The organism is Streptomyces sp. BHT-5-2 (assembly GCF_019774615.1).
GTDB lineage: Bacteria > Actinomycetota > Actinomycetes > Streptomycetales > Streptomycetaceae > Streptomyces.
The window spans coordinates 5,712,405-5,735,263 of sequence record NZ_CP081496.1 but is presented as its reverse complement, the minus strand read 5'-3'; the positions used below and the strand labels follow the sequence as shown (position 1 = coordinate 5,735,263).

Genomic DNA, 22,859 nt, shown 5'->3' with positions numbered 1-22,859 from the left:
ACGACGTCGTGAGGAGGCGCCGATGCGCGCTCTCGTGGTCACCGCACCGGGCTCCCGGGGCACCGCTGTCACCGAACTGCCCGACCCCCGCCCGGAGCCCGACGAGGTGGTGGTGCGCGTCACCTCCTGCGGTCTGTGCGGCACCGACCTGCACGTCCTCGGCGGCGAACTGCCGGTGGTCCGCTATCCGCTGGTCCCGGGGCACGAGCTGACCGGCGAGATCGTCGCGGTGGGCGGCGCGGTGCGGGACCGGGCGGTCGGCGAGCGGGTCGCGGTCGACCCCAACATGCCGTGCGGCGCCTGCCATTACTGCCGGATCGGCCGCGGCAACCTCTGCGAGGACTACACCGCGATCGGCGTCACCCGGGCCGGCGGCTTCGCCGAACTGGTCGCCGTCCCGGCCCGCTGCTGCCACGTCCTGCCCGCGCACCTGTCGGAGGCCGCCGCCGGCCTCGTCGAGCCGCTGTCCTGCGCGGTGCACGGCCTCGACCGGCTCCCGCGCCGCCCCGGCGAGCACTACCTGATCTACGGGGCGGGCACCATGGGCCTGATGATGGCCGCGCTGGTGCGGACCGCCGGCGCCGCATCGGTCTCCGTGGTGGACCTCAACGAGGAACGGCTGGCGTTCGCCCGGTCCTTCGGCGTGGACGCGGCGGTGACCGACGCCGACGCCCTCGACCGGGCCCCCGGCTTCGAGGTGGTGATCGACGCGACCGGGGTGGTCGCGGCCATCGAGGACGGGCTGGGCCGGGTGCGCCGCGGTGGCACCTTCCTCCAGTTCGGGGTCGCCGACCCCAAGCGCGCGGCGTCCTTCTCGCCGTACCGCGTCTACAGCCAGGAGATCGACATCATCGGCTCGATGGCGGTGCACAACAGCTTCCAGCCGGCCATCGACCTGCTGGCCGCCGGCCTCGATCTGGACCCGCTGGTCTCCGACGTCCACGGGCTGGACGACTTCGACGAGGCGGTGGCCCGCTTCCGGGCCGGTACCGGTCGCAAGATCCACATCGCCCCGCAGAAGGGCTGAGCGCCATGCCCGCATCCGCCAAGGCCGTGCCCGTATCGATCAAAAACGCGCTGATCTGGGTCTTCGGCGCCCTCGGGGGCATCCTCTGGGGCTACGACACCGGTGTCATCTCCGGCGCCATGCTCTTCCTCAAGCGCGATATCGCGCTCACCCCGCTCCTGGAGGGCCTGGTCGTCTCCGGCCTCCTCGTAGGGGCGATGCTCGGCGCCGGCCTCTCGGGGCGGCTCTCCGACTCCTGGGGGCGCCGCCGGCTGATCCTGATCGCGTCCGGGGTCTTCGTCCTCGGTACCCTCGGCGCGGCCTGCGCCACCGGGGCCGCCGCGCTGATCGCGTTCCGCTTCGTGATCGGGGTGGGCGTGGGCATCGCCTCCGTCGTCGTCCCGCTCTACCTCACCGAGCTCGCGCCCAAGCACCTGCGCGGCGGGCTCACCTCGCTGATGCAGCTGCTGGTGACCGTCGGCATCTTCGTCGCCTACGTCACCGACTACCTGCTCGCCGGCTCCGGGGCCTGGCGCTGGATGATCGGCCTGGGCGTGGTCCCGGCCGCGGTGCTGGCGCTGGGCATCGTCACCCAGCCGGAGAGCCCGCGCTGGCTGGTGAGCAAGGGCCGGGGCGGACAGGCCCGCGAGGTGCTGACCCGGCTCCGCGGGGACGCCGCGGCGGCGGGCGAGGAGCTGGCCGAGATCGAGCGGACCGAGCGCGCCGAACGGGAGGCGAGCGAGCCGCTGAGCCTGCGGCGGCTGCTGTCGCCGCAACTGCGGCCGGTGTTCACGGTCGGGATGCTGCTGGTGTTCTTCCAGAACTTCGTCGGCATCAACACGATCATCTACTACGCACCGACCCTGCTCACCGACATCGGGTTCGGGTCCCGGGGCGCCATTCTCGCCAACGTCGGCATCGGCCTGCTCAACATGGTGATGACGCTGCCGGCGATGCGGCTGATCGACCGCAGGGGCCGCAGGCCGCTGCTGCGGATCGGGGCGCTGGGCATGTGCGCGGCGATGGTGGTGCTGGCCGCCACCAACCTCTCCGGGCTCGGCTACGGCGCGCTGCTCTCCACCCTCACCCTGCTCGGGATCGCGCTCTACATCGCCTCGTTCGCTGTCTCCTGGGGGCCGGTGCAGTGGGTGATGCTGCCGGAGCTGTTCCCGATGCGGATCCGGGCCGCCGCGGTCGGCCTGTGCGTGCTGTTCAACTGGCTTTTCAACATGATCGTGGCCCTGGTCTTCCCCTCGCTGCTGCACGCCTGGGGCGCCGGGGCGAACTTCCTCTTCTTCGCCGGGACGACGCTGCTGGCGTACCTCTTCGTCCAGCGGCTGCTGCCGGAGACCAAGGGCCGCAGCCTGGAGGAGATCGAGGCGGAGCTGCTGCGGGGCGGGGTGGACCGCCGTCCGGGCGAGCGGGCCGCCCCGGTATCGTCTGGGGCCGACGCCGCCCACTGACCAGGAGGTACCCCATGAGCGTGTCCCCGGACCGCCGGACCGTGCTGCGCGGGGCCGCGCTCGCCGGTATGGCCTGTTTCGGTGCCGCCGCGTGTGCCGCGGGCGAGCAGGGCGCCGCCAAGCGGCCGTCCTCGGACGCCCCGGTCGAGCTGGGCCCGGCCACCGAGGTGCCGGTCGGCGGCGCCAAGCTCTACGCCGCGCAGCGGCTGCTGGTCTCGCAGCCCGCCAAGGGCGAGTTCAAGTGCTTCAGCGCCGTGTGCACGCACATGGGCGGGACGCTGAACAAGATCGAGAAGGGGCAGGCCGTCTGCCCGCTGCACGGCAGCCACTTCGAGGTGGCCACCGGCAAGGTCGCCCAGGGCCCGGCGAGCACCCCCCTGGAGGAGGTCCCGGTCAAGGTCGCGGGCGGCAAGCTGGTCGCGGGCTGAGCCGCCGCCCCGCCGCCGCGTTCACCCCCAGTCCCAGGCGATCCCCAGGATTCCGGGCCGCACCCCCTGCTCGACCACGTGCACCGCGTGGTGCCGGCCGCTCAGCGTCAGCTCCTGCCGGCCGGTGCGCGGGGCGCCGGCCGACGCCTGGGCGAAGCGGCGGCAGCGCACCGGCAGCGCCGCCTCGTCGAACCGCACCTGGAGGACGTACTGGCCGCCGGCGAAGCTGAAGCCGCGCACGTACTCGGAGCTGGGACCGCCGCTGCCGTCCTCGAAGGCGTAGCCGAAGACATGGGTGTCGCCGGCCCGCAGCCGGGTGTCGAAGAGCAGCTCGGCGACGACCACGCCGCTGGTCCCGTCCCCGCGCACCCGCCCCAGCCGGCAGTTCTCGCCCGCCCGCACCCGCACGCGGGACGGGTCGCAGCCCGTGTCGCCCCGGTGGATGGCGATATAGCGGTCCACGCCGTCCCGGTGGGCGCGCACCACCTGCAGCGACTCCCGTTCGCTCAGCTCGCGCCCGGCCCCGATCCGTACCCGTTCGTGGTGGCCGACCGTGTGCACCCCGCCGTCCGCGGGGGTCTCCAGCTCGGCGAAGAGCTGCTGGAGGCAGTCGGCCGGCGCCACCAGCGAGCGGTACGAGCGGGCCGGCGGCCGCTCGACCTCCGGGCGGGGGCCGCCCTCGGGCACCAGGAGCCGGTGCAGCGACCGGTCGGGCAGGCCGAGGACGTCCTCCAGGGCGCGGACCGCGCGCAGCGACTCGGGGCGCTGGGGGCGCCGGGCGCCCTGCTGCCAGTAGCTCAGACTGGTGACCCCGATGGTGATGCCGCGCTGGGCGAGCTTGTGCTGGACGCGGGTGAGCGCCAGCCCGCGGGCGGTGAGGGCGCTGCGCAGGGCGAGATGGAACGGGCCGGTGCGCAGCAGCTGCGCCAACTCGGCCGAAACGGGAGGGCTCTGCGTGATGTCGGGAGTGTTCTGTGCCATTGCCTCAATCCTCCGGCGCGCGCGGTGAATGTTCACAACCGGAACGCACGGCGCACGCGCTCCCTGCTCGTTCACTGCAGGACGCCGGGCACCGGACGTTCACATCCGGGCCCGCTCGTCCACACCCCCATGTCACCTCGCATTGAAGCGTGTTGACCTGCCTGCGACAACACCCGATGCTCCTCAACAGCATCCGGATGCGCTCCTCTCTCCCCCTCACCCCACACGGGAGGAACGCCATGTCCCACTCTCCGTCCGTGCGGCGCGGGCGCCGCAGATGGCTGTCGGCCGCCGTGTTCGCCGCCGTGGCCCTGACCGGGCTCCCCGGCACCGCCACGGCCGCTCCGCAGGCCGCCAACCGCCTCGACATCAGCATGCAGGCCCAGCAGAAGACCAACTGGTGCTGGGCCGGTTCCGGCAACACCATCGCGACCTGGTTCGGCCGGAACTACAGCCAGAACCAGTTCTGCAACGCCGCGTTCGATCGTCAACAGGGCTCCACCTGCCCCAACAACCAGGCCACGCTGGGCAATGTGCAGAACGCATTCGACTGGATGGGCATCAATCCTGGCTCGTATGTGACCGGTTGGCTCCGCTACAGCACCGTCCAGAACGAGATCAACGCCAACCGCCCCATCGAGACCCGAATCGAGTGGGCGTCCGGTGGCGGCCACATGCACGTCCTCTACGGTTTCGACACCTCCCGCAACTGGTTGTACTGGGGCGACCCCTGGCCCTCCAACAACCGGTACAACTGGGGCGACTTCGACTACTACGTGAACGGCAGCTCCTTCTCCTGGACCCACTCCCTCTACCGGATAGGAGCCTGAGGCCATGCCGAAGCGCATCGTCGTCCGCGCCGCCGCCACGGGCACCCTCGCCGCCGCCCTCCTCGGCCTCGCCCCGCACGCCGCCCTGGCCGCCGCGCCGGCCCCGCCCGCCCCGCCGCGCGACGGCCTGACCGCCGCCCACGACGCGGCCACCGCCCCGGCGACCCTGGACACCCTGGCCCGCTTCTTCGCCGCCGCCCCGGCCAAGGACGGGGCCCGCGCCGGCCTGACCGCACCGTCCCGCACCGCCCCGCAGGTCGAGGGCGCCACCGTCCCGGTCTACGTCCTCTCGCCCGACTTCGTCCGCGGCCGGGCCGACGCCCCGGTGGCCCGGCTGGAGTTCATGGCCACCAGGGCCGTCGCCGCCGACGGCCGCACGGCGTCCGTGTGGACCGCCCGCCAGGGCGCCTCCTGGAAAGTCGTCAACATCGCCAGCGGCGACGACGAGACCCGCTACGCCGCGGCCGGCGCCGGCCGCGGCGGCACGGTCTTCCACGAGCCGCAGATCGACGCCTGGTACGTCCAGCGCGGCGACCGCATCGAACCCCTGGACGCCGCCGCCCGCAAGGCCGTCGGCGCCCACGGCACCACCGTCGCCGCCTACCAGAAGCGGGTCGCCGCCGCGTACGGCGACAAGCTCCCGGGCTCCGCGTACGACAAGCGCGGCGAGGCCGGCGGCTTCGGCCCCGGCGGTGCGCCGGCCGGCCCCGGCGCCAGCCGCGCGCCGCACCCGCTCGCCGCGGACGAGGCCGATGCGGCCGACATGGCCGCGGCGGAGACGGCGGCCGGCGACACCTTCCCGGTGACCGCCGCCTCCACCGTCGCGGGCGCGGCAGCAGTGCTCGCCCTGGGCCTGTCGGCCGTCGCGGCCGCGCGCCGGCGCCGCGCCCGCTGACCGCACCCCGCCCGCACCACCGGAGCCCGTCCCTCCGCCCGCACGCCGGGGCGCTGAGGGGGCGGGCTCCGCCGCCCCGGGCCGGATTGTCGGTGGCGGTCAGTAGGGTGGTGGGCATGGCAGACCCCAGTAGCTACCGACCCAAGCCGGGACAGATCCCCGACTCGCCGGGGGTCTATAAATTCCGCGACGAGCACGGCCGGGTCATCTACGTAGGCAAGGCCAAGAGCCTGCGCCAGCGCCTGGCGAACTACTTCCAGGACCTGGCCGGGCTGCACCCGCGCACCCGCACGATGGTGACCACCGCCGCCTCGGTGGAATGGACCGTGGTCTCCACCGAGGTCGAGGCGCTCCAGCTCGAATACAGCTGGATCAAGGAGTTCGACCCGCGGTTCAACGTCAAGTACCGCGACGACAAGAGCTATCCGTACCTCGCGGTGACCCTGGGCGAGGAGTTCCCCCGCGTCCAGGTGATGCGCGGCGCCAAGAAGAAGGGCGTGCGCTACTTCGGTCCGTACGCCCACGCCTGGGCCATCCGCGAGACCGTCGACCTGCTGCTGCGGGTCTTCCCCGTGCGGACGTGCTCCGCCGGCGTCTTCAAGCGTTCCGCCCAGATCGGCCGCCCCTGCCTGCTCGGCTACATCGGCAAGTGCTCGGCCCCCTGCGTCGGCCGGATCTCCCCCGAGGACCACCGCGAACTCGCCGAGGAGTTCTGCGACTTCATGGCCGGCCGCACCGGCGCCCACATCCGCCGCCTGGAGCGCGGGATGCAGGAGGCGGCCGAGGAGATGGAGTACGAGCGCGCCGCCCGCCTGCGGGACGACATAGGCGCCCTCAGACGGGCCATGGAGAAGAGTGCGGTGGTGCTCGCGGACGCCACCGACGCCGACCTGATCGCCCTCGCCGAGGACGAACTCGAGGCCGCCGTCCAGATCTTCCACGTCCGCGGCGGCCGGGTGCGCGGCCAGCGCGGCTGGGTCACCGACAAGGTCGAGGCGGTCACCACCGGCGATCTCGTCGAGCACGCCCTCCAGCAGCTCTACGGCGAGGAGCAGGGGGACGCGGTCCCCCGGGAGGTGCTGGTCCCGGCGCTGCCCGACCCGCTCGAACCGGTCGCCCAGTGGCTCACCCAGCGCCGCGGCTCCCAGGTCTCGTTGCGCATCCCGCAGCGCGGCGACAAGAAGGACCTGATGGCCACCGTCGCGCGCAACGCCCAGCAGGCGCTCGCCCTGCACAAGACCCGGCGCGCCTCCGACCTGACCACCCGCTCCCGCGCGCTGGAGGAGATCGCCCAGGCCCTCGACCTGGACACGGTCCCGCTGCGCATCGAGTGCTTCGACATCTCGCACCTCCAGGGCGAGGACGTCGTCGCCTCCATGGTGGTGTTCGAGGACGGGCTGGCCCGGAAGAGCGAATACCGCCGCTTCCAGATCAAGGGCTTCGCCGGCCAGGACGATGTCCGCGCCATGCACGAGGTCATCGGCCGCCGCTTCAAGCGCTATCTCCAGGAGAAGCAGAAGTCGGGGGAGTGGACGGAGGAGCCCCCGGAGGACACAGCGGGGGAGGCGGTCATGGAGGCGGCCGTGGAGCCGGGCGCCGAGGCGGGCTCGGCCGCCGCGCCGGCCGAGCCCGGCCCGGCCGCGGCCCTCACCGACGACGAGGGCCGCCCCAGGCGCTTCGCCTACCCTCCCCAGCTCGTGGTCGTCGACGGCGGCGCCCCCCAGGTCGCGGCCGCCCGCCGCGCCATGGACGAGCTGGGCATCGACGACGTCGCGGTCTGCGGCCTGGCCAAGCGCCTGGAGGAGGTCTGGCTGCCCGGCGAGGACGACCCGGTGGTGCTGCCCCGCAGCAGCGAGGGGCTCTACCTCCTCCAGCGGGTCCGCGACGAGGCGCACCGCTTCGCGATCACCTACCAGCGCAGCAAGCGCGGCAAGCGGCTGAAGTCCTCCCCGCTGGACGCCGTCGCCGGGCTCGGCGAGACCCGCCGCCAGGCCCTGCTGAAGCACTTCGGCTCGCTGAAGAAGCTGCGGGCGGCCACGGTCGAGGAGATCTGCCAGGTCCCGGGCGTCGGCCGGAAGACCGCCGAGACGGTCGCCGCGGCGCTGGCCGCCGCGGCCCCGTCCGCCCCCGCGGTGAACACCGCCACAGGAGAGATCATTGAGGATGACGAGGCCCCACCGGCCGCGTTGTCAGCAGAACGGGGGCAGGACCGATGAGCACACCGCACGAGACGCAGGAAACCGAGAGAGACGGTGCACAGGTGAGTACGGGCACGATGCGCGAAGCCGATCAGGGCGAGAGCGCCGCGATCCCCGAGCTGGTGATCATCTCCGGCATGTCCGGCGCCGGCCGCAGCACGGCGGCGAAGTGCCTGGAGGACCTCGGCTGGTTCGTCGTCGACAACATCCCGCCCGAGCTCATCCCGCCGATGGTCGAGCTCGGCGCCCGCTCCCAGGGCAACGTCGCCAAGATCGCCGTGGTCGTCGACGTCCGCGGCCGCCGTTTCTTCGCCAACCTCAAGGCGTCCCTGGCCACCCTCGACGCACAGAACGTCAAGCGCCGCATCGTCTTCCTGGAGTCCTCCGACGAGGCCCTGGTGCGCCGCTTCGAGTCCGTCCGCCGCCCGCACCCGCTCCAGGGCGACGGCCGGATCGTCGACGGCATCGCCGCCGAGCGCGACCTGCTGCGCGAACTGCGCGGCGACGCCGACCTGGTCATCGACACCTCCAGCCTCAACGTCCACGAACTCCGCGCCAAGCTCGACGCCCAGTTCGCCGGCGAGGAGGCCCCGGAGCTGCGCGCCACGGTCATGTCGTTCGGCTTCAAGTACGGCCTCCCGGTCGACGCGGACATGGTCATCGACTGCCGCTTCATCCCCAACCCGCACTGGGTCCCCGAACTCCGGCCCTTCACGGGCCTGAACGACGAGGTCTCCGACTACGTCTTCAAGCAGCCCGGCACCAAGGAGTTCCTGGACGGCTACACCGACCTGCTGCGCCTGGTCGCGGCGGGCTACCGCCGCGAGGGCAAGCGCTATGTGACGATCGCGGTCGGCTGCACCGGCGGCAAGCACCGCAGCGTCGCGATGTCCGAGAAGCTGGCCCGCCGGCTGACCTCCGACGGTGTGGAAACGGTCGTGGTGCACCGGGACATGGGGCGCGAGTGACCTCCCGTACACCGCGGCTCCGCCGGGTCCGCCGCTTCGTCCCCAGCGGCCGCGCGACGAAGGGCGCCACCCCCAAGGTGGTGGCGCTCGGCGGCGGCATGGGCCTGTCCGCCTCGCTCGCCGCGCTGCGCCGCATCACCCGCGACCTGACCGCCGTGGTCACCGTCGCCGACGACGGCGGCTCCAGCGGCCGGCTCCGCGACGAACTGGGCGTGCTGCCCCCCGGCGACCTGCGCAAGGCGCTGGCCGCGCTGTGCGGCGACGACGACTGGGGCCAGACCTGGGCCCGGGTGATCCAGCACCGCTTCCAGAGCGAGGGCGAGCTGCACGACCACGCGGTGGGCAATCTGCTGATCGTCGCGCTGTGGGAGCAGCTCGGCGACCACGTCCAGGCCCTCGACCTGGTCGGCCGGCTGCTGGGCGCGCACGGCCGGGTGCTGCCCATGTCGGCGGTGCCGCTGGAGCTCCAGGCCCAGGTCAAGGGGCTGGAACCAGAGCACCCGGACGCGATCGGCACGGTCCGAGGCCAGGCCACGGTCGCCCTCACCCGCGGCGAGGTGCAGTCCGTCCACGTCGTCCCCGAGGACCCGCCGGCCGTCCCCGAGGCGGTGGCCGCCGTCCGTGACGCCGACTGGGTGGTGCTCGGCCCCGGTTCGTGGTTCTCCTCGGTCATCCCGCATCTGCTCGTCCCCGAGCTGCGCGTGGCCCTGGAGGAGACCCAGGCCCGGAAGGTCCTCTCGCTCAACCTCGCACCCCAGCCGGGCGAAACCGAGGGCTTCTCCCCGCAGCGTCATTTGGAGGTTTTGGCCCGACACGCCCCTAAACTCGCCTTCGACGTGGTGCTGGCCGACGAGGCCGCGGTGCCCGACATCGACGGTCTGACGGTTGCCGCCAAGCAGCTGGTGGGCAGCGAGGTCGAGCTGGCCGCGGTCGCCCGACGCGGAGACGACGCCCGGCCCGGTGCCGGTGGAGCCCCCGACCGGCACGATCCGGAACTGCTGGCAGCCGCGTACGACCGTATTTTTCGGATGCATGGAAGGATCGGCCCATGGCGATGACGGCTGCGGTGAAGGATGAGATCTCCCGGCTCCCCGTCACCCGGACCTGCTGCCGGAAGTCGGAGGTCTCGTCGATCCTGCGGTTCGCGGGTGGTCTGCACCTGGTCAGCGGCCGCATCGTGATCGAGGCGGAGCTCGACACGGGCATCGCCGCCCGCCGGCTCCGCAAGGACATCCTGGAGATCTTCGGGCACTCCTCCGACCTGGTGGTGATGGCCCCCGGCGGCCTGCGGCGCGGCAGCCGCTACGTCGTCCGCGTGGTGGCCGGCGGCGACCAGCTCGCCCGGCAGACCGGCCTGGTCGACGGCCGCGGCCGTCCCATCCGCGGACTGCCACCACAGGTGGTCTCCGGCGCGACCTGCGACGCCGAGGCCGCCTGGCGCGGCGCCTTCCTGGCCCACGGCTCGCTGACCGAGCCCGGCCGTTCGTCCTCCCTGGAGGTCACCTGCCCCGGCCCCGAGGCCGCCCTCGCCCTGGTCGGCGCGGCCCGCCGTCTCGGCATCGGCGCCAAGGCCCGCGAGGTCCGCAGCGTCGACCGCGTGGTCGTCCGTGACGGTGACGCCATCGGCGCCCTGCTGACGCGGCTCGGCGCCCATGAGTCGGTGCTGGCATGGGAGGAGCGGCGGATGCGCCGCGAGGTCCGGGCCACCGCCAACCGCCTCGCCAACTTCGACGACGCCAACCTCCGCCGCTCCGCGCGGGCCGCGGTCGCCGCCGGCGCCCGGGTCCAGCGCGCCCTGGAGATCCTCGGCGAGGAGGTCCCCGAGCACCTCGCCGCGGCCGGCCGGCTGCGCATGGAGCACAAGCAGGCGTCCCTGGAGGAGCTGGGCGCGCTGGCCGATCCGCCGCTGACCAAGGACGCGGTCGCCGGCCGCATCCGGCGCCTGCTGGCGATGGCCGACAAGCGCGCCCAGGACCTCGGCATCCCGGGCACCGAGTCCAACCTCACCGAGGAGCTCGCGGACGGCATGGTCAGCTGACGCGGCCGCCGCTTTCCGCGCGCCCCCGGCACCCGTCATCGGGTGCCGGGGGCGCCTGCGTGCGGGCCGCCGGAAGGGGCCGGAACGGACCGTGCGTCAGAGGGGCTCGAAGCCGCTCACCTGAGCATCTTTCGGCGCCGATGTCAATGTCACGTACGTCTCGTTGAGGGGGTAGGGTCGGAGGCGGTCGGGGACAGCCCATACAGCTCGCCGGTATCCAAAACCGGCGTACCAACGAGGAGATCGGTTCGTGACGATCCGCGTAGGCATCAACGGATTCGGCCGCATTGGTCGCAACTACTTCCGCGCGCTCCTGGAGCAGGGTGCGGACATCGAGATCGTCGGTGTCAACGACCTGACCGATAACGCCACCCTGGTCCACCTGCTGAAGTACGACACCATCCTGGGTCGCCTGAAGCAGGACGTCAGCCACACCGACGACACCATCACGGTCGGCGACCAGACCTTCAAGACGATGGCCGAGCGCGACCCCGCCAAGCTCCCCTGGGGCGAGCTGGGCGCCGACATCGTCATCGAGTCGACCGGCATCTTCACCAAGCGCGAGGACGCCGCCAAGCACCTCGCCGCCGGCGCCAAGAAGGTGCTCATCTCCGCGCCCGCCAAGGGCGAGGACATCACCATCGTGATGGGCGTCAACCAGGACAAGTACGACGCGGCCAACCACCACGTCATCTCCAACGCCTCCTGCACCACCAACTGTGTGGCGCCGATGGCGAAGGTCCTCGACGAGAGCTTCGGCATCGTCAAGGGCATGATGACCACGGTCCACGCGTACACCAACGACCAGCGCATCCTGGACTTCCCGCACAGCGACCTGCGCCGTGCCCGGGCCGCCGCGGAGAACATCATCCCGACCTCGACGGGCGCCGCCAAGGCCACCGCCCTGGTCCTCCCGCAGCTCAAGGGCAAGCTGGACGGCATCGCCATGCGCGTCCCGGTCCCCACCGGCTCGGTCACCGACCTCGTCCTGGAACTCGACCGCGAGGTCAGCAAGGACGAGATCAACGCCGCCTTCCAGAAGGCGGCCGAGGGTCAGCTCAAGGGCATCCTGGAGTACACCGAGGACCCGATCGTCTCCTCGGACATCGTCAACTGGCCGGCCTCCTGCACGTTCGACTCCTCCCTTACGATGGCGCAGGGCAAGCAGGTCAAGATCGTCGGCTGGTACGACAACGAGTGGGGCTACTCCAACCGTCTGGTGGACCTCACCACGTTCGTCGGCGGCCAGCTCTGATCACCGCCTGACGTCACCCAAGGCACCGGAATGTGAGGACGGGGCTCGCAGGGCGCGGAAACGCGCGCTGCGGGCCCCGTCCCATGACGGACTACAACGGAGTCACTTCACATGAAGACGATCGACGACCTCGCCACGGAAGGCGTCGCAGGCAAGCGGGTCTTCGTCCGCGCCGATCTCAACGTCCCGATGGACGGCACCACCATCACCGACGACGGCCGGATCCGCGCCGTCGCCCCGACGATCGCCAAGCTCGCCGGGCTCGGTGCCAAGGTGATCGTCGCCTCCCACCTGGGCCGTCCCAAGGGTGCGCCGGACCCGGCCTTCTCGCTGGCCCCGGCGGCCGAGCGGCTCGGCGAGATCCTCGGCCAGGCCGTGGCGTTCGCCACCGACACGGTCGGTGAGTCGGCCGCGTCCGTGGTCGCGGGTCTGGCCGACGGTCAGGTGGCCGTCCTGGAGAACCTCCGCTTCAACGCCGGCGAGACCAGCAAGGACGACGCCGAGCGCGGCACCTTCGCCGACCGGCTCGCCGAGCTCGCCGACCTCTACGTCGGCGACGGCTTCGGTGCCGTGCACCGCAAGCACGCCTCCGTCTACGACCTGCCCAAGCGGCTGCCGCACGCCGCCGGCGACCTGATCGCCACCGAGGTCGGCGTCCTGAAGAAGCTCACCGAGGACGTCAAGCGCCCCTACACGGTCGTCCTCGGCGGTGCGAAGGTTTCGGACAAGCTCGCCGTCATCGACGAGCTGCTCGGCAAGGCCGACCGTCTGCTGATCGGCGGCGGCATGGCGTACACCTTCCTCAAGGCCAAGGGCTACGAGGTCGGCATCTCCCTCCTCCAGGAGGACCAGATCCCGACCGTCACCGAGTACATGGAGCGCGCCGCGAAGAACGGCGTCGAGCTCGTGCTGCCCGTGGACGTGCTGGTCTCCGCGGACTTCCCCGACCTCAAGACGAAGGCCCCGGCCGACTTCGAGACGGTCGACGCCGACAAGATCCCCTCCGATAAGGAGGGCCTCGACATCGGCCCCAAGTCCCGTGAGCTGTTCGCCTCCAAGATCGTCGACGCCGAGACCGTCTTCTGGAACGGGCCGGTCGGCGTCGCCGAGCACCCTGACTACGCCGGTGGCACCACCGCCATCGCGCAGGCCCTGCTCGACAGCACGGGCTTCACCGTCGTCGGCGGCGGCGACTCCGCCGCGGCCGTCCGCAACCTGGGCTTCGACGAGTCGAAGTTCGGCCACATTTCGACCGGCGGCGGCGCCAGCCTCGAATACCTCGAAGGCAAGACGCTCCCCGGCCTCGCCGCTCTGGAGGACTGAACAACCGTGAGTGACCGCACCCCGCTGATGGCGGGCAACTGGAAGATGAACCTCAACCACCTCGAGGCCATCGCCCACGTCCAGAAGCTCGCCTTCGCCCTCAACGACAAGGACTTCGACCAGGTGGAGGTCGCGGTCCTGCCGCCCTTCACCGACCTGCGCTCGGTGCAGACCCTCGTCGACGGCGACAAGCTCAAGATCAAGTACGGCGCCCAGGACCTGTCGGCGCAGGACTCCGGCGCCTACACCGGTGAGATCTCCGGCGCCATGCTGGCCAAGCTCAAGTGCGCCTACGTGGCCGTCGGCCACAGCGAGCGCCGCCAGTACCACGGCGAGGACGAGGAGATCTGCAACGCCAAGGTGAAGGCCGCCTTCAAGCACGGCGTGACCCCGATCCTGTGCGTCGGCGAGGGCCTCGAGGTCCGCAAGGCCGGCAACCACGTCGCGCACACCCTCGCCCAGCTCGACGGCGGCCTGAAGGACGTCCCGGCCGAGCAGGCCGAGACCGTCGTGATCGCCTACGAGCCGGTGTGGGCCATCGGCACCGGCGAGGTCGCCACGCCGGAGGACGCGCAGGAGGTCTGCGCGGCCATCCGCGGCCGCCTCGCCGAGCTCTACAGCCAGGAGCTGGCCGACAAGGTCCGCATCCAGTACGGCGGCTCGGTCAAGTCCGGCAACGTCGCGGCGATCATGGCGCAGCCCGACGTGGACGGCGCCCTGGTCGGCGGCGCGTCCCTGGACGCGGACGAATTCGTGAAGATCGTCCGCTTCCGCGATCAGTAGCAGCTATGACGACGGGCCCGGCCCGTCGTACCCTGTCGGGGCCGGGTCCGGTGTCGTGCGCACCGCCCGGCCCCGCACCGTCCGGCAGCGCCCGGCCGGCACGTTCCGTCCGACAGTCCTCAGAGAGTTGGTCCAGCCGTGGTCATCGGGTTCTCGATCGCCCTCATCGTCTTCAGCGTGCTGCTGATGATGTTGGTGCTCATGCACAAGGGGAAGGGCGGCGGTCTGTCCGACATGTTCGGCGGCGGCATGCAGTCCTCGGTCGGCGGCTCCTCCGTCGCCGAGCGGAACCTCGACCGCATCACCATCGTGATCGGTCTGCTGTGGTTCGCCTGCATCGTGGTGCTCGGCATCCTGGTCAAGCTCGGCAGCTGACATACCGTCGGGGGCGCGGCCTATCATGAAGGGAGCGTCCCGGGACGGTAACTCGTGTCACTGGACGCGCGTTGGGCCTTACGTACACTGGGGCGCCCGCAGCGCAGTTGCTGTGAGAGGCACGCGGCACCATTACGCAGGGAGTTACGACCGTGGCAAGTGGCAACGCGATCCGAGGAAGTCGGGTCGGGGCGGGGCCGATGGGGGAGGCCGAGCGCGGCGAGTCCGCGCCGCGCATCCGCATCTCCTTCTGGTGCTCCAACGGGCACGAGACGCAGCCCAGCTTCGCCGGCGATGCCCAGGTGCCGGACACCTGGGACTGCCCCCGCTGTGGTTTCCCGGCCGGCAAGGACCGGGACAGCCCGCCGGACCCGCCGCGCACCGAGCCGTACAAGACGCACCTCGCCTACGTTCGGGAGCGCCGCAGCGACGCCGACGGCGAGGCGATCCTGGCCGAGGCGCTCGCCAAGCTCCGCGGCGAGATCTGACGGCTCCGCGGCGCACCGCGCACACCCGCTCACGACGACCGGCCCGGCCGGAGGGGACACCGTGCCCCTTCCGCCGGGCCGTTCGCGTGCCCGGGGGCCGCTCGCATCTGAGGAGCGGGTTAGGGAGGTTGACCCAGGCCCGTTGTCAGTGGTCGCCCCTACGGTCGGGAGGAGCGGCGGATCCCGCTCGGGGGTCCGGGGGAGGCGTGGTACGGGGGGCGGGCCATGGCGCGGACGGCGGCGGAAGCGGGCGGCGCGGCGGGAGTCGGCGCGTTCGTCCGGCGCGGTGGGTTCGGGCGGCTGTGGAGTGCCGCGGCGGTGTCCCGCTTCGGCGATGTGCTGCGCGGCACCGCCCTCCCGCTGCTCGCCCACGCTTTGACGTCCGATCCGCTGCTGATCGCGCTGGTCACCGCCTGCGGCTTCGCGCCGTGGCTGCTCTTCGGGCTGCTCGGCGGTGCGATTGCCGACCAGGTGGACCAGCGGCGCGCGATGTGGGCGGTCGATGTCCTGCGCGGGCTGCTGATGGGCGGCTTCACGCTGGCCGTGGCGGCCGGTGCGGCCTGCATCGGGCTGCTGCTGGCGCTGTCCATCGCGCTCACCACCCTCCAGACGCTCTTCGACAACGCCGCCACGGCCCTGCTGCCCACGGTGGTGCCCAGGGAGTCGCTGACCTCCGCCAACGCCCGTCTGATGACCGGCCAGGAGGTCGTCGGCCGGTTCGTCGGGGGACCGGTGGCGCCGCTGCTCATCGGGGTGGGCGCGGCGCTGCCCTTCGCGGTCGACGCGGCGACGTACCTGATCGCCGCGGCCCTGGTGGCCTCGCTGCGCACCGGCGCACCGCCCCGGCCGCCGGCCCCCTCCGGGGGCACCCTGCGGAGGGAAATCGCCGAGGGCATAAGGGCGTTGTGGGGTGACCGGGCGCTGCGGGGGCTCTGCCTGTCGGTGGCGCTGGCCAACGTCGGCATGGGCGCGCTGATCGCGGAGCTGGTCGTGGTCGTCAAGGACTGGCTGGGCGCCGGGGACTTCGGCTATGTCGCGGTGACGACGGGGTACGGCGCCGGCACGGTCCTCGGCGGGCTGCTGGTCGGCCACGTCGTCGCCGCGGTCGGCGGCCGGTTCCGCACCCTGCTGGTCGTCGGCGTGGTACAGACCGCGGTGCTGGTGGTGTTCGGCACGGTGCGGGCACTGTGGCCCGCGGCCCTGGCGCTGGCCCTGTTCGGCTGCGCCGGCACGGTGTGGAACGTCCTGGAGACCACGCTGGTGCAGCAGCGCGCCCCCGAGGCGATGCTGGGCCGGATCAGTGCCGCCTTCCGCACGGTCTCGATCGCGGGCACACCGGCGGGCGCGCTGCTGGGCGGTGCCGCGGCGGTGGCCTGGGGGCCCAACTCCCCGGCGCTGGTGGCGGCCGTGCTGCTGGGGGCGGGTGCGGTGATGCTGACACCGCTTGTCCGGGCCGGCGACGGCACCTCGTCCCGCAGGGGACAGATACCTCATACCACGCTCTGATCCTTTAGGTTGGAGGGCGGCGGGGCCGCTAACGAGATGAAGAAGGCTGATGTCCGAATGAACGCAGAAGGCCGCGGCAGGCTCGACCAGATGCCCGAGTGGGCGGCGTTGAGCAAGCACCGTGAGCAGCTGGGGGAGGTGCACCTGCGCGAGCTGTTCGCCAAGGACCCCGGCCGCGCCGGGCGCCTCACCCTCCAGGTCGGCGATCTGCACCTGGACTACTCCAAGCACCTGGTCACCGACGAGACGCTGGGGCTGCTCCGCGAACTCGCCGCGGCGACCGGCGTGGTCGAGCTGCGGGACGCGATGTTCCGCGGCCAGAAGATCAATTTCACCGAGGACCGCTCCGTGCTGCACACCGCGCTGCGCGCCCCCGGTTCGGCGGTCGTCACCAGCGACGGGCAGAACGTCGTCCCCGCCGTGCAGCACGTCCTGACGCGGATGAGCACCTTCGCCGACCGGGTCCGCTCCGGCGACTGGAAGGGCCACACCGGCCGGCGGATCAAAACGGTCGTCAACATCGGTATCGGCGGCTCGGATCTGGGCCCCGCGATGGCGTACGAGGCGCTGCGCGCCTTCACCCACCGGGACATGCAGTTCCGCTTCGTCTCCAACGTGGACGGCGCCGACCTCCACGAGGCGGTCCGCGACCTGGACCCGGCCGAGACGCTGTTCATCATCGCCTCGAAGACCTTCACCACCATCGAGACGATCACCAACGCCACCTCCGCCCGCGACTGGCTGCTGGCCGGCCTGGGGGCCGAGAGCGGGGGAGCGGTCGCCAAGCACTTCGTGGCGCTGTCGACCAACGCCGAGAAGGTCACCGAGTTCGGCATCGACACCGACAACATGTTCGAGTTCTGGGACTGGGTCGGCGGCCGCTACTCCTACGACTCCGCCATCGGCCTCTCGCTGATGATCGCGATCGGCCCGGAGCGGTTCCGCGAGATGCTGGCCGGCTTCCACCTCGTCGACGAGCACTTCCGCACCGCCCCGCCGGAGGAGAACGCCCCGCTGCTGCTGGGCCTGCTGGGCATCTGGTACGGCAACTTCTGGGACGCCCAGTCGCACGCCGTGCTGCCCTACAGCCACTACCTCTCCAAGTTCACCGCCTATCTCCAGCAGTTGGACATGGAGTCCAACGGCAAGTCCGTGGACCGCCGGGGCCGGCCGGTCGGCTGGCAGACCGGCCCGGTGGTCTGGGGCACCCCCGGCACCAACGGCCAGCACGCCTACTACCAGCTGCTCCACCAGGGCACCAAGATGATCCCGGCCGATCTGCTCGGCTTCGCCCGGCCGGTCGAGGACCTCCAGCCGCACCTGGTCACCCAGCACGATCTGCTGATGGCCAATCTCTTCGCGCAGGGCCAGGCGCTGGCGTTCGGCAAGACCTCGGACGAGGTGCGCGCCGAGGGCGTCGCGGAGGAGCTGGTGCCGCACCGCACCTTCAAGGGCAACCACCCCACCACCACGATCCTGGCGTCGGAGCTCAGCCCGTCGGTGCTGGGCCAGTTGATCGCGCTCTACGAGCACAAGGTGTTCGTCCAGGGCGCGGTGTGGAACATCAACTCCTTCGACCAGTGGGGCGTCGAGCTGGGCAAGGTCCTGGCCAAGCGCGTCGAGCCGGCGCTCACCGAGGGCGCGGAGGTGCCGGGCCTGGACGCCTCCACGGCCGGCCTGGTCGCCAAGTACCGCGAGCTGCGCGGGCGTTGAGACACGGACGCCGACGGCCCCACTCCCGCGGAGGGGGTGGGGCCGTCGGCGTCAGGGCGGCGCGCCGGTGGTCCGGTGCGCCGTCGCCTCAGGAGGAGGCCGGGGGGTAGAGACCGCGCGGCAGCTGGGCGGCGGCCGCCTCGTCCAGCAGCCACAGCGTCCGGCTGCGGCCGCGGGCGCCGGCCGCCGGGGCCTGCACCTCGCCCGCGCCGGAGAGCGCGATGGCCGCGGCGTTGGCCTTGTCCTCGCCGGCCGCCAGCAGCCAGACCTCCCGTGCCGCGCGGATCGCGGGCAGGGTCAGCGAGATCCGGGTGGGCGGCGGCTTGGGCGCGCCGTGCACCCCGACCACCGTCCGCTCCTGCTCGTGGACCGCGGGGAGCTCGGGGAAGAGCGAGGCGACATGGGTGTCCGGGCCGACGCCCAGCAGCAGGACGTCGAAGGCCGGTACCCGGGCGCCGGTGGTCCCGGCCGCGGACTGGTAGTGCTCCGGGCCCGCGGCGGCGGCCAGTTCGGCGGCGTACGCCTCGGCGGCGGCGTCCGCGTCATGGCCGTACGGGCCGTCCGAGGGCGCCATCGCGTGCACCCGCGCCGGGTCCAGCGGGACGCTGTCCAGCAGCGCCGCGCGGGCCTGGGTGATGTTGCGCTCGGGGTCGCCGTCCGGAAGGAACCTTTCGTCACCCCACCACAGGTCCAGCCGGGACCAGTCGACCGCGTCCCGGGCGGGCGCCTCGGCCAGGGCCGCGAGCAGCCCGTTGCCGTTGCGCCCGCCGGTCAGCACGACGGAGGCCGAGCCCCGGGCCGACTGGGCATCGACGATCTTGGTGATCAGTCGGGCCGCGGCGGCCTTGGCCATCAGCTCCTTGTCGCGGTGGACGACGACCTGCGGGGTGCTCACTTGGCGGCCGCCTTCTTGGCCGGCGCCTTCTTCGCCGCCTTCCTGGCGGAGGCGTCACCGTCCGCCCCGGCGTCCGCCGCCGACCCGCCGTCCGCCGGGGCGGGCCGCGGGTCCGCGGCGGGCGCCCCGGCGCCCGGCACCTGGAGACGCTCCACGCCGTACTTCAGCGCGGCGGCGTAGATGTCGTCCGGGTCGAGCCGGCGCAGTTCCTCGGCGAGCAGCTCGGAGGTCTCCCGGCGCTTGAGCGCCACCGCCCGGTCCGGCTGACCGGGCATGGCGAGCGTGGCCAGGGAGGCGTCCGGGCGGCCCAGGACGATGGTGCCCGCGGTGGTCTCCAGCCGTACCTCGGTGAGCCCGGGGCCGGCCGAGACGGCGCGGGTGACCGGGACGTCCAGCCGCGCGGCGAGCCACATGCCGAGCAGCTCGCAGCTGGGGTTGAACTCCTCGCCCTCGACCACGGCCGAGGTGACCTGGCACGGCGACTGGTCGAGCGCCGCCGCCAGCATCGAGCGCCACGGCGTGATCCGCGTCCAGGACAGGTCGGTGTCGCCGGGGGTGTAGGTCTCGGCGCGACCGGTCACCTCCGCGATGGGCTCCTCGGCGGCGTAGGCGTCGGTCACCCGGCGCTGGGCCAGCGCGCCGAGCGGGTCCTTGGCCGGGTCCAGCGGGGCGTTGACGGCCCACCAGACCACGACCGGGGCGTCCGGCAGGAGCAGCGGCAGCACCACGGACTGGGCGTGGTCGATCGCCTCGCCGTACAGCCGCAGCACCACCGTCTCGCCGGTGCCGGCGTCCGTGCCCACCCGCACCTCGGCGTCCAGCCGGGCCTTGGCGCGGTCGCGCGGGGTCCGGCTGACCCGCTTGATGACGACGAGTGTGCGCGAGGGGTGCTCGCGCGAGGCGTCGTTGGCGGCCTTCAGCGCGTCGTAGGCGTTCTCCTCGTCGGTGACGATGACGAGGGTGAGCACCATGCCGATGGCCGGGGTGCCGACCGCGCGGCGGCCGCGGACCAGTGCCTTGTTGATCTCGCTGGCCGTGGTTTCCGTCAGATCGATCTTCATGGCCGACGCCAGCTCCGTCCGTCTCGTGCGAGCATTTCGTCCGCCTCGACGGGGCCCCAGGTGCCCGCCGGGTACTGCGCGGGCTTGCCGTGCTTGTCCCAGAACTCCTCGATCGGGTCGAGGATCTTCCAGGACAGCTCGACCTCCTCCAGCCGCGGGAAGAGGTTGGCGTCGCCGAGCAGCACGTCGAGGATCAGCCGCTCGTACGCCTCGGGGCTGGACTCCGTGAAGGACTCGCCGTACGCGAAGTCCATCGACACGTCGCGCACCTCCATGGAGGTGCCCGGGACCTTGGAGCCGAACCGCACGGTCACGCCCTCGTCCGGCTGGACGCGGATGACCAGGGCGTTCTGCCCCAGCTCCTCGGTGGCGGTGTGGTCGAAGGGGGAGTGCGGGGCGCGCTGGAAGACCACCGCGATCTCGGTGACCCGACGGCCCAGGCGCTTGCCGGTCCGCAGGTAGAACGGGACGCCCGCCCAGCGGCGGTTGTCGATCCCCAGCTTGATGGCCGCGTAGGTGTCGGTCTTCGACTTGGGGTCGATGCCGTCTTCCTGGAGGTAGCCGACGACCTTCTCGCCGCCCTGCCAGCCCTCCGCGTACTGCGCCCGGACGGTCTCCTTGCCCAGGTCCTTGGGCAGCCGGACGGCGCCCAGCACCTTGGTCTTCTCGGCCACCAGCGCGTCCGCCTCGAAGGAGGCGGGCTCCTCCATGGCGGTCAGCGCGAGCAGTTGGAGGAGGTGGTTCTGGATGACGTCGCGGGCCGCGCCGATGCCGTCGTAGTAGCCGGCCCGGCCGCCGATGCCGATGTCCTCGGCCATCGTGATCTGCACGTGGTCGACGTAGGAGCGGTTCCACAGCGGCTCGAACATCGTGTTGGCGAACCGCAGCGCCATGATGTTCTGGACCGTCTCCTTGCCCAGGTAGTGGTCGATCCGGAAGACCTCGTTGGGCGGGAAGACCTCGTGGACGATCTGGTTGAGCTCCTGCGCGCTCTTCAGGTCGTGGCCGAACGGCTTCTCGATGACCGCGCGGCGCCAGGAGCCGTCCTTCTGGTCGGCCAGCCCGTGCTTCTTGAGCTGCTGGACGACCTTGGGGAAGAACTTCGGCGGCACCGAGAGGTAGAAGGCGTAGTTGCCGCCGGTGCCCTGGGCCTTGTCGAGCTCCTCGATGGTGTTCTTGAGGGTCTCGAACGCCTCGTCGTCGTCGAAGTCGCCGTGGACGAAGCGGCAGCCCTGGACCAGCTGCTGCCAGACCTCCTCGCGGAAGGGCGTACGGGCGTGTTCCTTGACGGCCTCGTACACCTCCTGCGCGAAGTCCTCGTTCTGCCACTCGCGACGGGCGAAGCCGATCAGCGAGAAGCCCGGCGGCAGCAGACCTCGGTTCGCGAGGTCGTACACCGCGGGCATCAGCTTCTTCCGTGACAAATCGCCCGTGACGCCGAAAATGACCAGGCCCGACGGCCCCGCGATACGCGGGAGCCGTCGGTCCGCGGCGTCACGGAGCGGATTCGCTCCATGAACAGCGGTCAAGGGATCAGCCCTCCGAGGGAGCGAGGCGCGCCAGCTCCGCCTCGGTCGACTTGAGCAGGTCGTTCCAGGCGGCCTCGAACTTCTCCACGCCCTCGTCCTCCAGGAGCTGCACGACGTCGTCGTACGAGATCCCGAGCGCGGCGATCGCGTCGAGGTCGGCCTTGGCGCCGGCGTAGGTGCCGCGCACCGTGTCGCCGGTGATCTCACCGTGGTCGGCGGTGGCCTCCAGGGTGGCCTCCGGCATGGTGTTGACGGTGCCCGGCGCGACCAGCTCGTCCACGTACAGGGTGTCCTTGAACGCGGGGTCCTTCACGCCGGTGGAGGCCCACAGGGGACGCTGCTTGTGGGCGCCCGCCTTGTCGAGGGCGGCCCAGCGGTCGGAGGAGAAGACCTCCTCGTACGCCTGGTACGCAAGCCGGGCGTTGGCCAGCGCGGCCTTGCCCTTGAGGGCCTTGGCGGCGTCGGTGCCGAGCCTCTCCAGGCGCTTGTCGATCTCGGTGTCCACACGGGACACGAAGAACGAGGCCACCGAACGGATCTTGGACAGGTCCAGGCCCGCGGCCTTGGCCTTCTCCAGACCGGCGAGGTAGGCGTCCATCACCTCGCGGTACCGCTCCAGCGAGAAGATCAGCGTGACGTTGACGCTGATGCCCAGGCCGATCACCTCGGTGATGGCCGGCAGGCCCGCCTTGGTGGCCGGGATCTTGATCAGCGTGTTCGGGCGGTCCACCAGCCATGCCAGCTGCTTGGCCTCGGCGACGGTCGCCACGGTGTTGTGCGCCAGCCGCGGGTCCACCTCGATGGAGACCCGGCCGTCCTGGCCACCCGTGGCGTCGAAGACCGGGCGCAGCACGTCGGCCGCGTCCCGGACGTCCGCCGTGGTGATCATGCGGATGGCTTCCTCGACGGTGACCTTGCGGGCGGCGAGGTCGGCGACCTGCTGCTGGTAGCCGTCGCCCGAGGAGATCGCCTTCTGGAAGATCGACGGGTTGGTGGTGACGCCGACGACGTGCTGCTGGTCGATCAGCTCGGCCAGATTGCCGGACGTGATGCGCTTGCGCGACAGGTCGTCCAGCCAGATCGCCACGCCTTCGTCGGAGAGGCGCTTGAGTGCGTCTGTCATG

General features: G+C 71.9%; 21 protein-coding genes. 16 read left to right on the top strand and 5 right to left on the bottom strand.

From position 1 onward, the window contains the following. Window positions 1-22 precede the first annotated feature (22 nt). The 3 genes from K2224_RS25455 to K2224_RS25445 are packed head-to-tail and all read left to right on the top strand — an operon-like array spanning window position 23 to window position 2,897. The gene (locus tag K2224_RS25455; RefSeq protein WP_221908826.1) at window positions 23-1,027 is read left to right on the top strand and encodes a zinc-dependent alcohol dehydrogenase family protein; all 1,005 of its coding nucleotides are present in this window, start codon (window positions 23-25) and stop codon (window positions 1,025-1,027) included. 5 nt (window positions 1,028-1,032) lie between these two features. Beyond that, window positions 1,033-2,469 (top strand): sugar porter family MFS transporter, encoded by a 1,437-nt coding sequence (locus K2224_RS25450; RefSeq protein WP_260693175.1) that lies wholly within the window; start codon window positions 1,033-1,035, stop codon window positions 2,467-2,469. Window positions 2,470-2,483: 14 nt separating this feature from the next. Continuing rightward, window positions 2,484-2,897, top strand: coding sequence for a Rieske (2Fe-2S) protein (locus K2224_RS25445; RefSeq protein ID WP_221908825.1), 414 nt, complete (start codon window positions 2,484-2,486; stop codon window positions 2,895-2,897). 21 nt (window positions 2,898-2,918) lie between these two features. On the opposite strand, the gene K2224_RS25440 is transcribed toward K2224_RS25445, so the two are convergent. Then, on the bottom strand, window positions 2,919-3,878 hold the full coding sequence (locus K2224_RS25440; RefSeq protein ID WP_221908824.1) for a hypothetical protein: 960 nt from the start codon (window positions 3,876-3,878) through the stop codon (window positions 2,919-2,921). Window positions 3,879-4,117: 239 nt separating this feature from the next. Here K2224_RS25440 and K2224_RS25435 point away from each other — a divergent pair, with 239 nt between their 5' ends. From K2224_RS25435 to pgi, 13 genes are all read left to right on the top strand, one after another. Next, the gene (locus K2224_RS25435; RefSeq protein WP_221908823.1) at window positions 4,118-4,708 is read left to right on the top strand and encodes a papain-like cysteine protease family protein; all 591 of its coding nucleotides are present in this window, start codon (window positions 4,118-4,120) and stop codon (window positions 4,706-4,708) included. A 4-nt stretch (window positions 4,709-4,712) separates the two neighbouring features. After that, on the top strand, window positions 4,713-5,603 hold the full coding sequence (locus tag K2224_RS25430) for a hypothetical protein (RefSeq protein ID WP_221908822.1): 891 nt from the start codon (window positions 4,713-4,715) through the stop codon (window positions 5,601-5,603). Window positions 5,604-5,719: 116 nt separating this feature from the next. Continuing rightward, window positions 5,720-7,819 (top strand): excinuclease ABC subunit UvrC, encoded by a 2,100-nt coding sequence (uvrC, locus tag K2224_RS25425; RefSeq protein WP_221908821.1) that lies wholly within the window; start codon window positions 5,720-5,722, stop codon window positions 7,817-7,819. Next, a complete protein-coding gene (rapZ, locus tag K2224_RS25420) occupies window positions 7,816-8,769 on the top strand; it encodes an RNase adapter RapZ (protein WP_221908820.1) in 954 nt (317 codons plus the stop codon). Before uvrC ends, rapZ begins: the two co-directional genes overlap by 4 nt. Next, on the top strand, window positions 8,766-9,827 hold the full coding sequence (gene yvcK / locus K2224_RS25415) for a uridine diphosphate-N-acetylglucosamine-binding protein YvcK (RefSeq protein ID WP_221908819.1): 1,062 nt from the start codon (window positions 8,766-8,768) through the stop codon (window positions 9,825-9,827). Before rapZ ends, yvcK begins: the two co-directional genes overlap by 4 nt. Beyond that, window positions 9,818-10,807: a DNA-binding protein WhiA gene (gene whiA / locus K2224_RS25410; RefSeq protein ID WP_018536829.1), complete on the top strand. Its 990-nt coding sequence runs from the start codon at window positions 9,818-9,820 to the stop codon at window positions 10,805-10,807. The genes yvcK and whiA overlap by 10 nt, the downstream gene beginning before the upstream one ends. A 250-nt stretch (window positions 10,808-11,057) precedes the next feature. Further along, window positions 11,058-12,062 carry a type I glyceraldehyde-3-phosphate dehydrogenase gene (gene gap / locus K2224_RS25405; protein WP_221908818.1) on the top strand — a complete coding sequence of 335 codons (1,005 nt, stop codon included), beginning with the start codon at window positions 11,058-11,060 and terminating at the stop codon, window positions 12,060-12,062. Between the two features lie 111 nt (window positions 12,063-12,173). After that, a complete protein-coding gene (locus K2224_RS25400; RefSeq protein WP_221908817.1) occupies window positions 12,174-13,385 on the top strand; it encodes a phosphoglycerate kinase in 1,212 nt (403 codons plus the stop codon). A gap of 6 nt (window positions 13,386-13,391) precedes the next feature. Next, window positions 13,392-14,168, top strand: a complete 777-nt coding sequence (gene tpiA / locus K2224_RS25395) for a triose-phosphate isomerase (RefSeq protein ID WP_221908816.1) — start codon at window positions 13,392-13,394, stop codon at window positions 14,166-14,168. A 138-nt stretch (window positions 14,169-14,306) separates the two neighbouring features. Further along, the gene (gene secG / locus K2224_RS25390; RefSeq protein ID WP_039637546.1) at window positions 14,307-14,543 is read left to right on the top strand and encodes a preprotein translocase subunit SecG; all 237 of its coding nucleotides are present in this window, start codon (window positions 14,307-14,309) and stop codon (window positions 14,541-14,543) included. 152 nt (window positions 14,544-14,695) lie between these two features. Further along, entirely contained in the window at window positions 14,696-15,031 is a 336-nt protein-coding gene (locus K2224_RS25385; protein WP_016578660.1) for an RNA polymerase-binding protein RbpA, read from the top strand. Window positions 15,032-15,256: 225 nt separating this feature from the next. After that, window positions 15,257-16,537, top strand: coding sequence for an MFS transporter (locus tag K2224_RS25380; RefSeq protein WP_221908815.1), 1,281 nt, complete (start codon window positions 15,257-15,259; stop codon window positions 16,535-16,537). Window positions 16,538-16,594: 57 nt separating this feature from the next. Further along, the gene (gene pgi / locus K2224_RS25375; RefSeq protein WP_221908814.1) at window positions 16,595-18,250 is read left to right on the top strand and encodes a glucose-6-phosphate isomerase; all 1,656 of its coding nucleotides are present in this window, start codon (window positions 16,595-16,597) and stop codon (window positions 18,248-18,250) included. Window positions 18,251-18,338: 88 nt separating this feature from the next. On the opposite strand, the gene pgl is transcribed toward pgi, so the two are convergent. From pgl to tal, 4 genes are read right to left on the bottom strand one after another with little or no spacing between them, the layout of a single operon-like run. After that, on the bottom strand, window positions 18,339-19,145 hold the full coding sequence (gene pgl / locus K2224_RS25370) for a 6-phosphogluconolactonase (RefSeq protein WP_221908813.1): 807 nt from the start codon (window positions 19,143-19,145) through the stop codon (window positions 18,339-18,341). Further along, window positions 19,142-20,206: a glucose-6-phosphate dehydrogenase assembly protein OpcA gene (gene opcA, locus K2224_RS25365; RefSeq protein ID WP_221908812.1), complete on the bottom strand. Its 1,065-nt coding sequence runs from the start codon at window positions 20,204-20,206 to the stop codon at window positions 19,142-19,144. Before opcA ends, pgl begins: the two co-directional genes overlap by 4 nt. Next, window positions 20,203-21,735: a glucose-6-phosphate dehydrogenase gene (zwf, locus tag K2224_RS25360; RefSeq protein ID WP_221908811.1), complete on the bottom strand. Its 1,533-nt coding sequence runs from the start codon at window positions 21,733-21,735 to the stop codon at window positions 20,203-20,205. The genes opcA and zwf overlap by 4 nt, the downstream gene beginning before the upstream one ends. A 4-nt stretch (window positions 21,736-21,739) precedes the next feature. Then, window positions 21,740-22,858 carry a transaldolase gene (tal, locus tag K2224_RS25355; protein ID WP_221908810.1) on the bottom strand — a complete coding sequence of 373 codons (1,119 nt, stop codon included), beginning with the start codon at window positions 22,856-22,858 and terminating at the stop codon, window positions 21,740-21,742. Between the last annotated feature and the right edge of the window lies 1 nt (window position 22,859).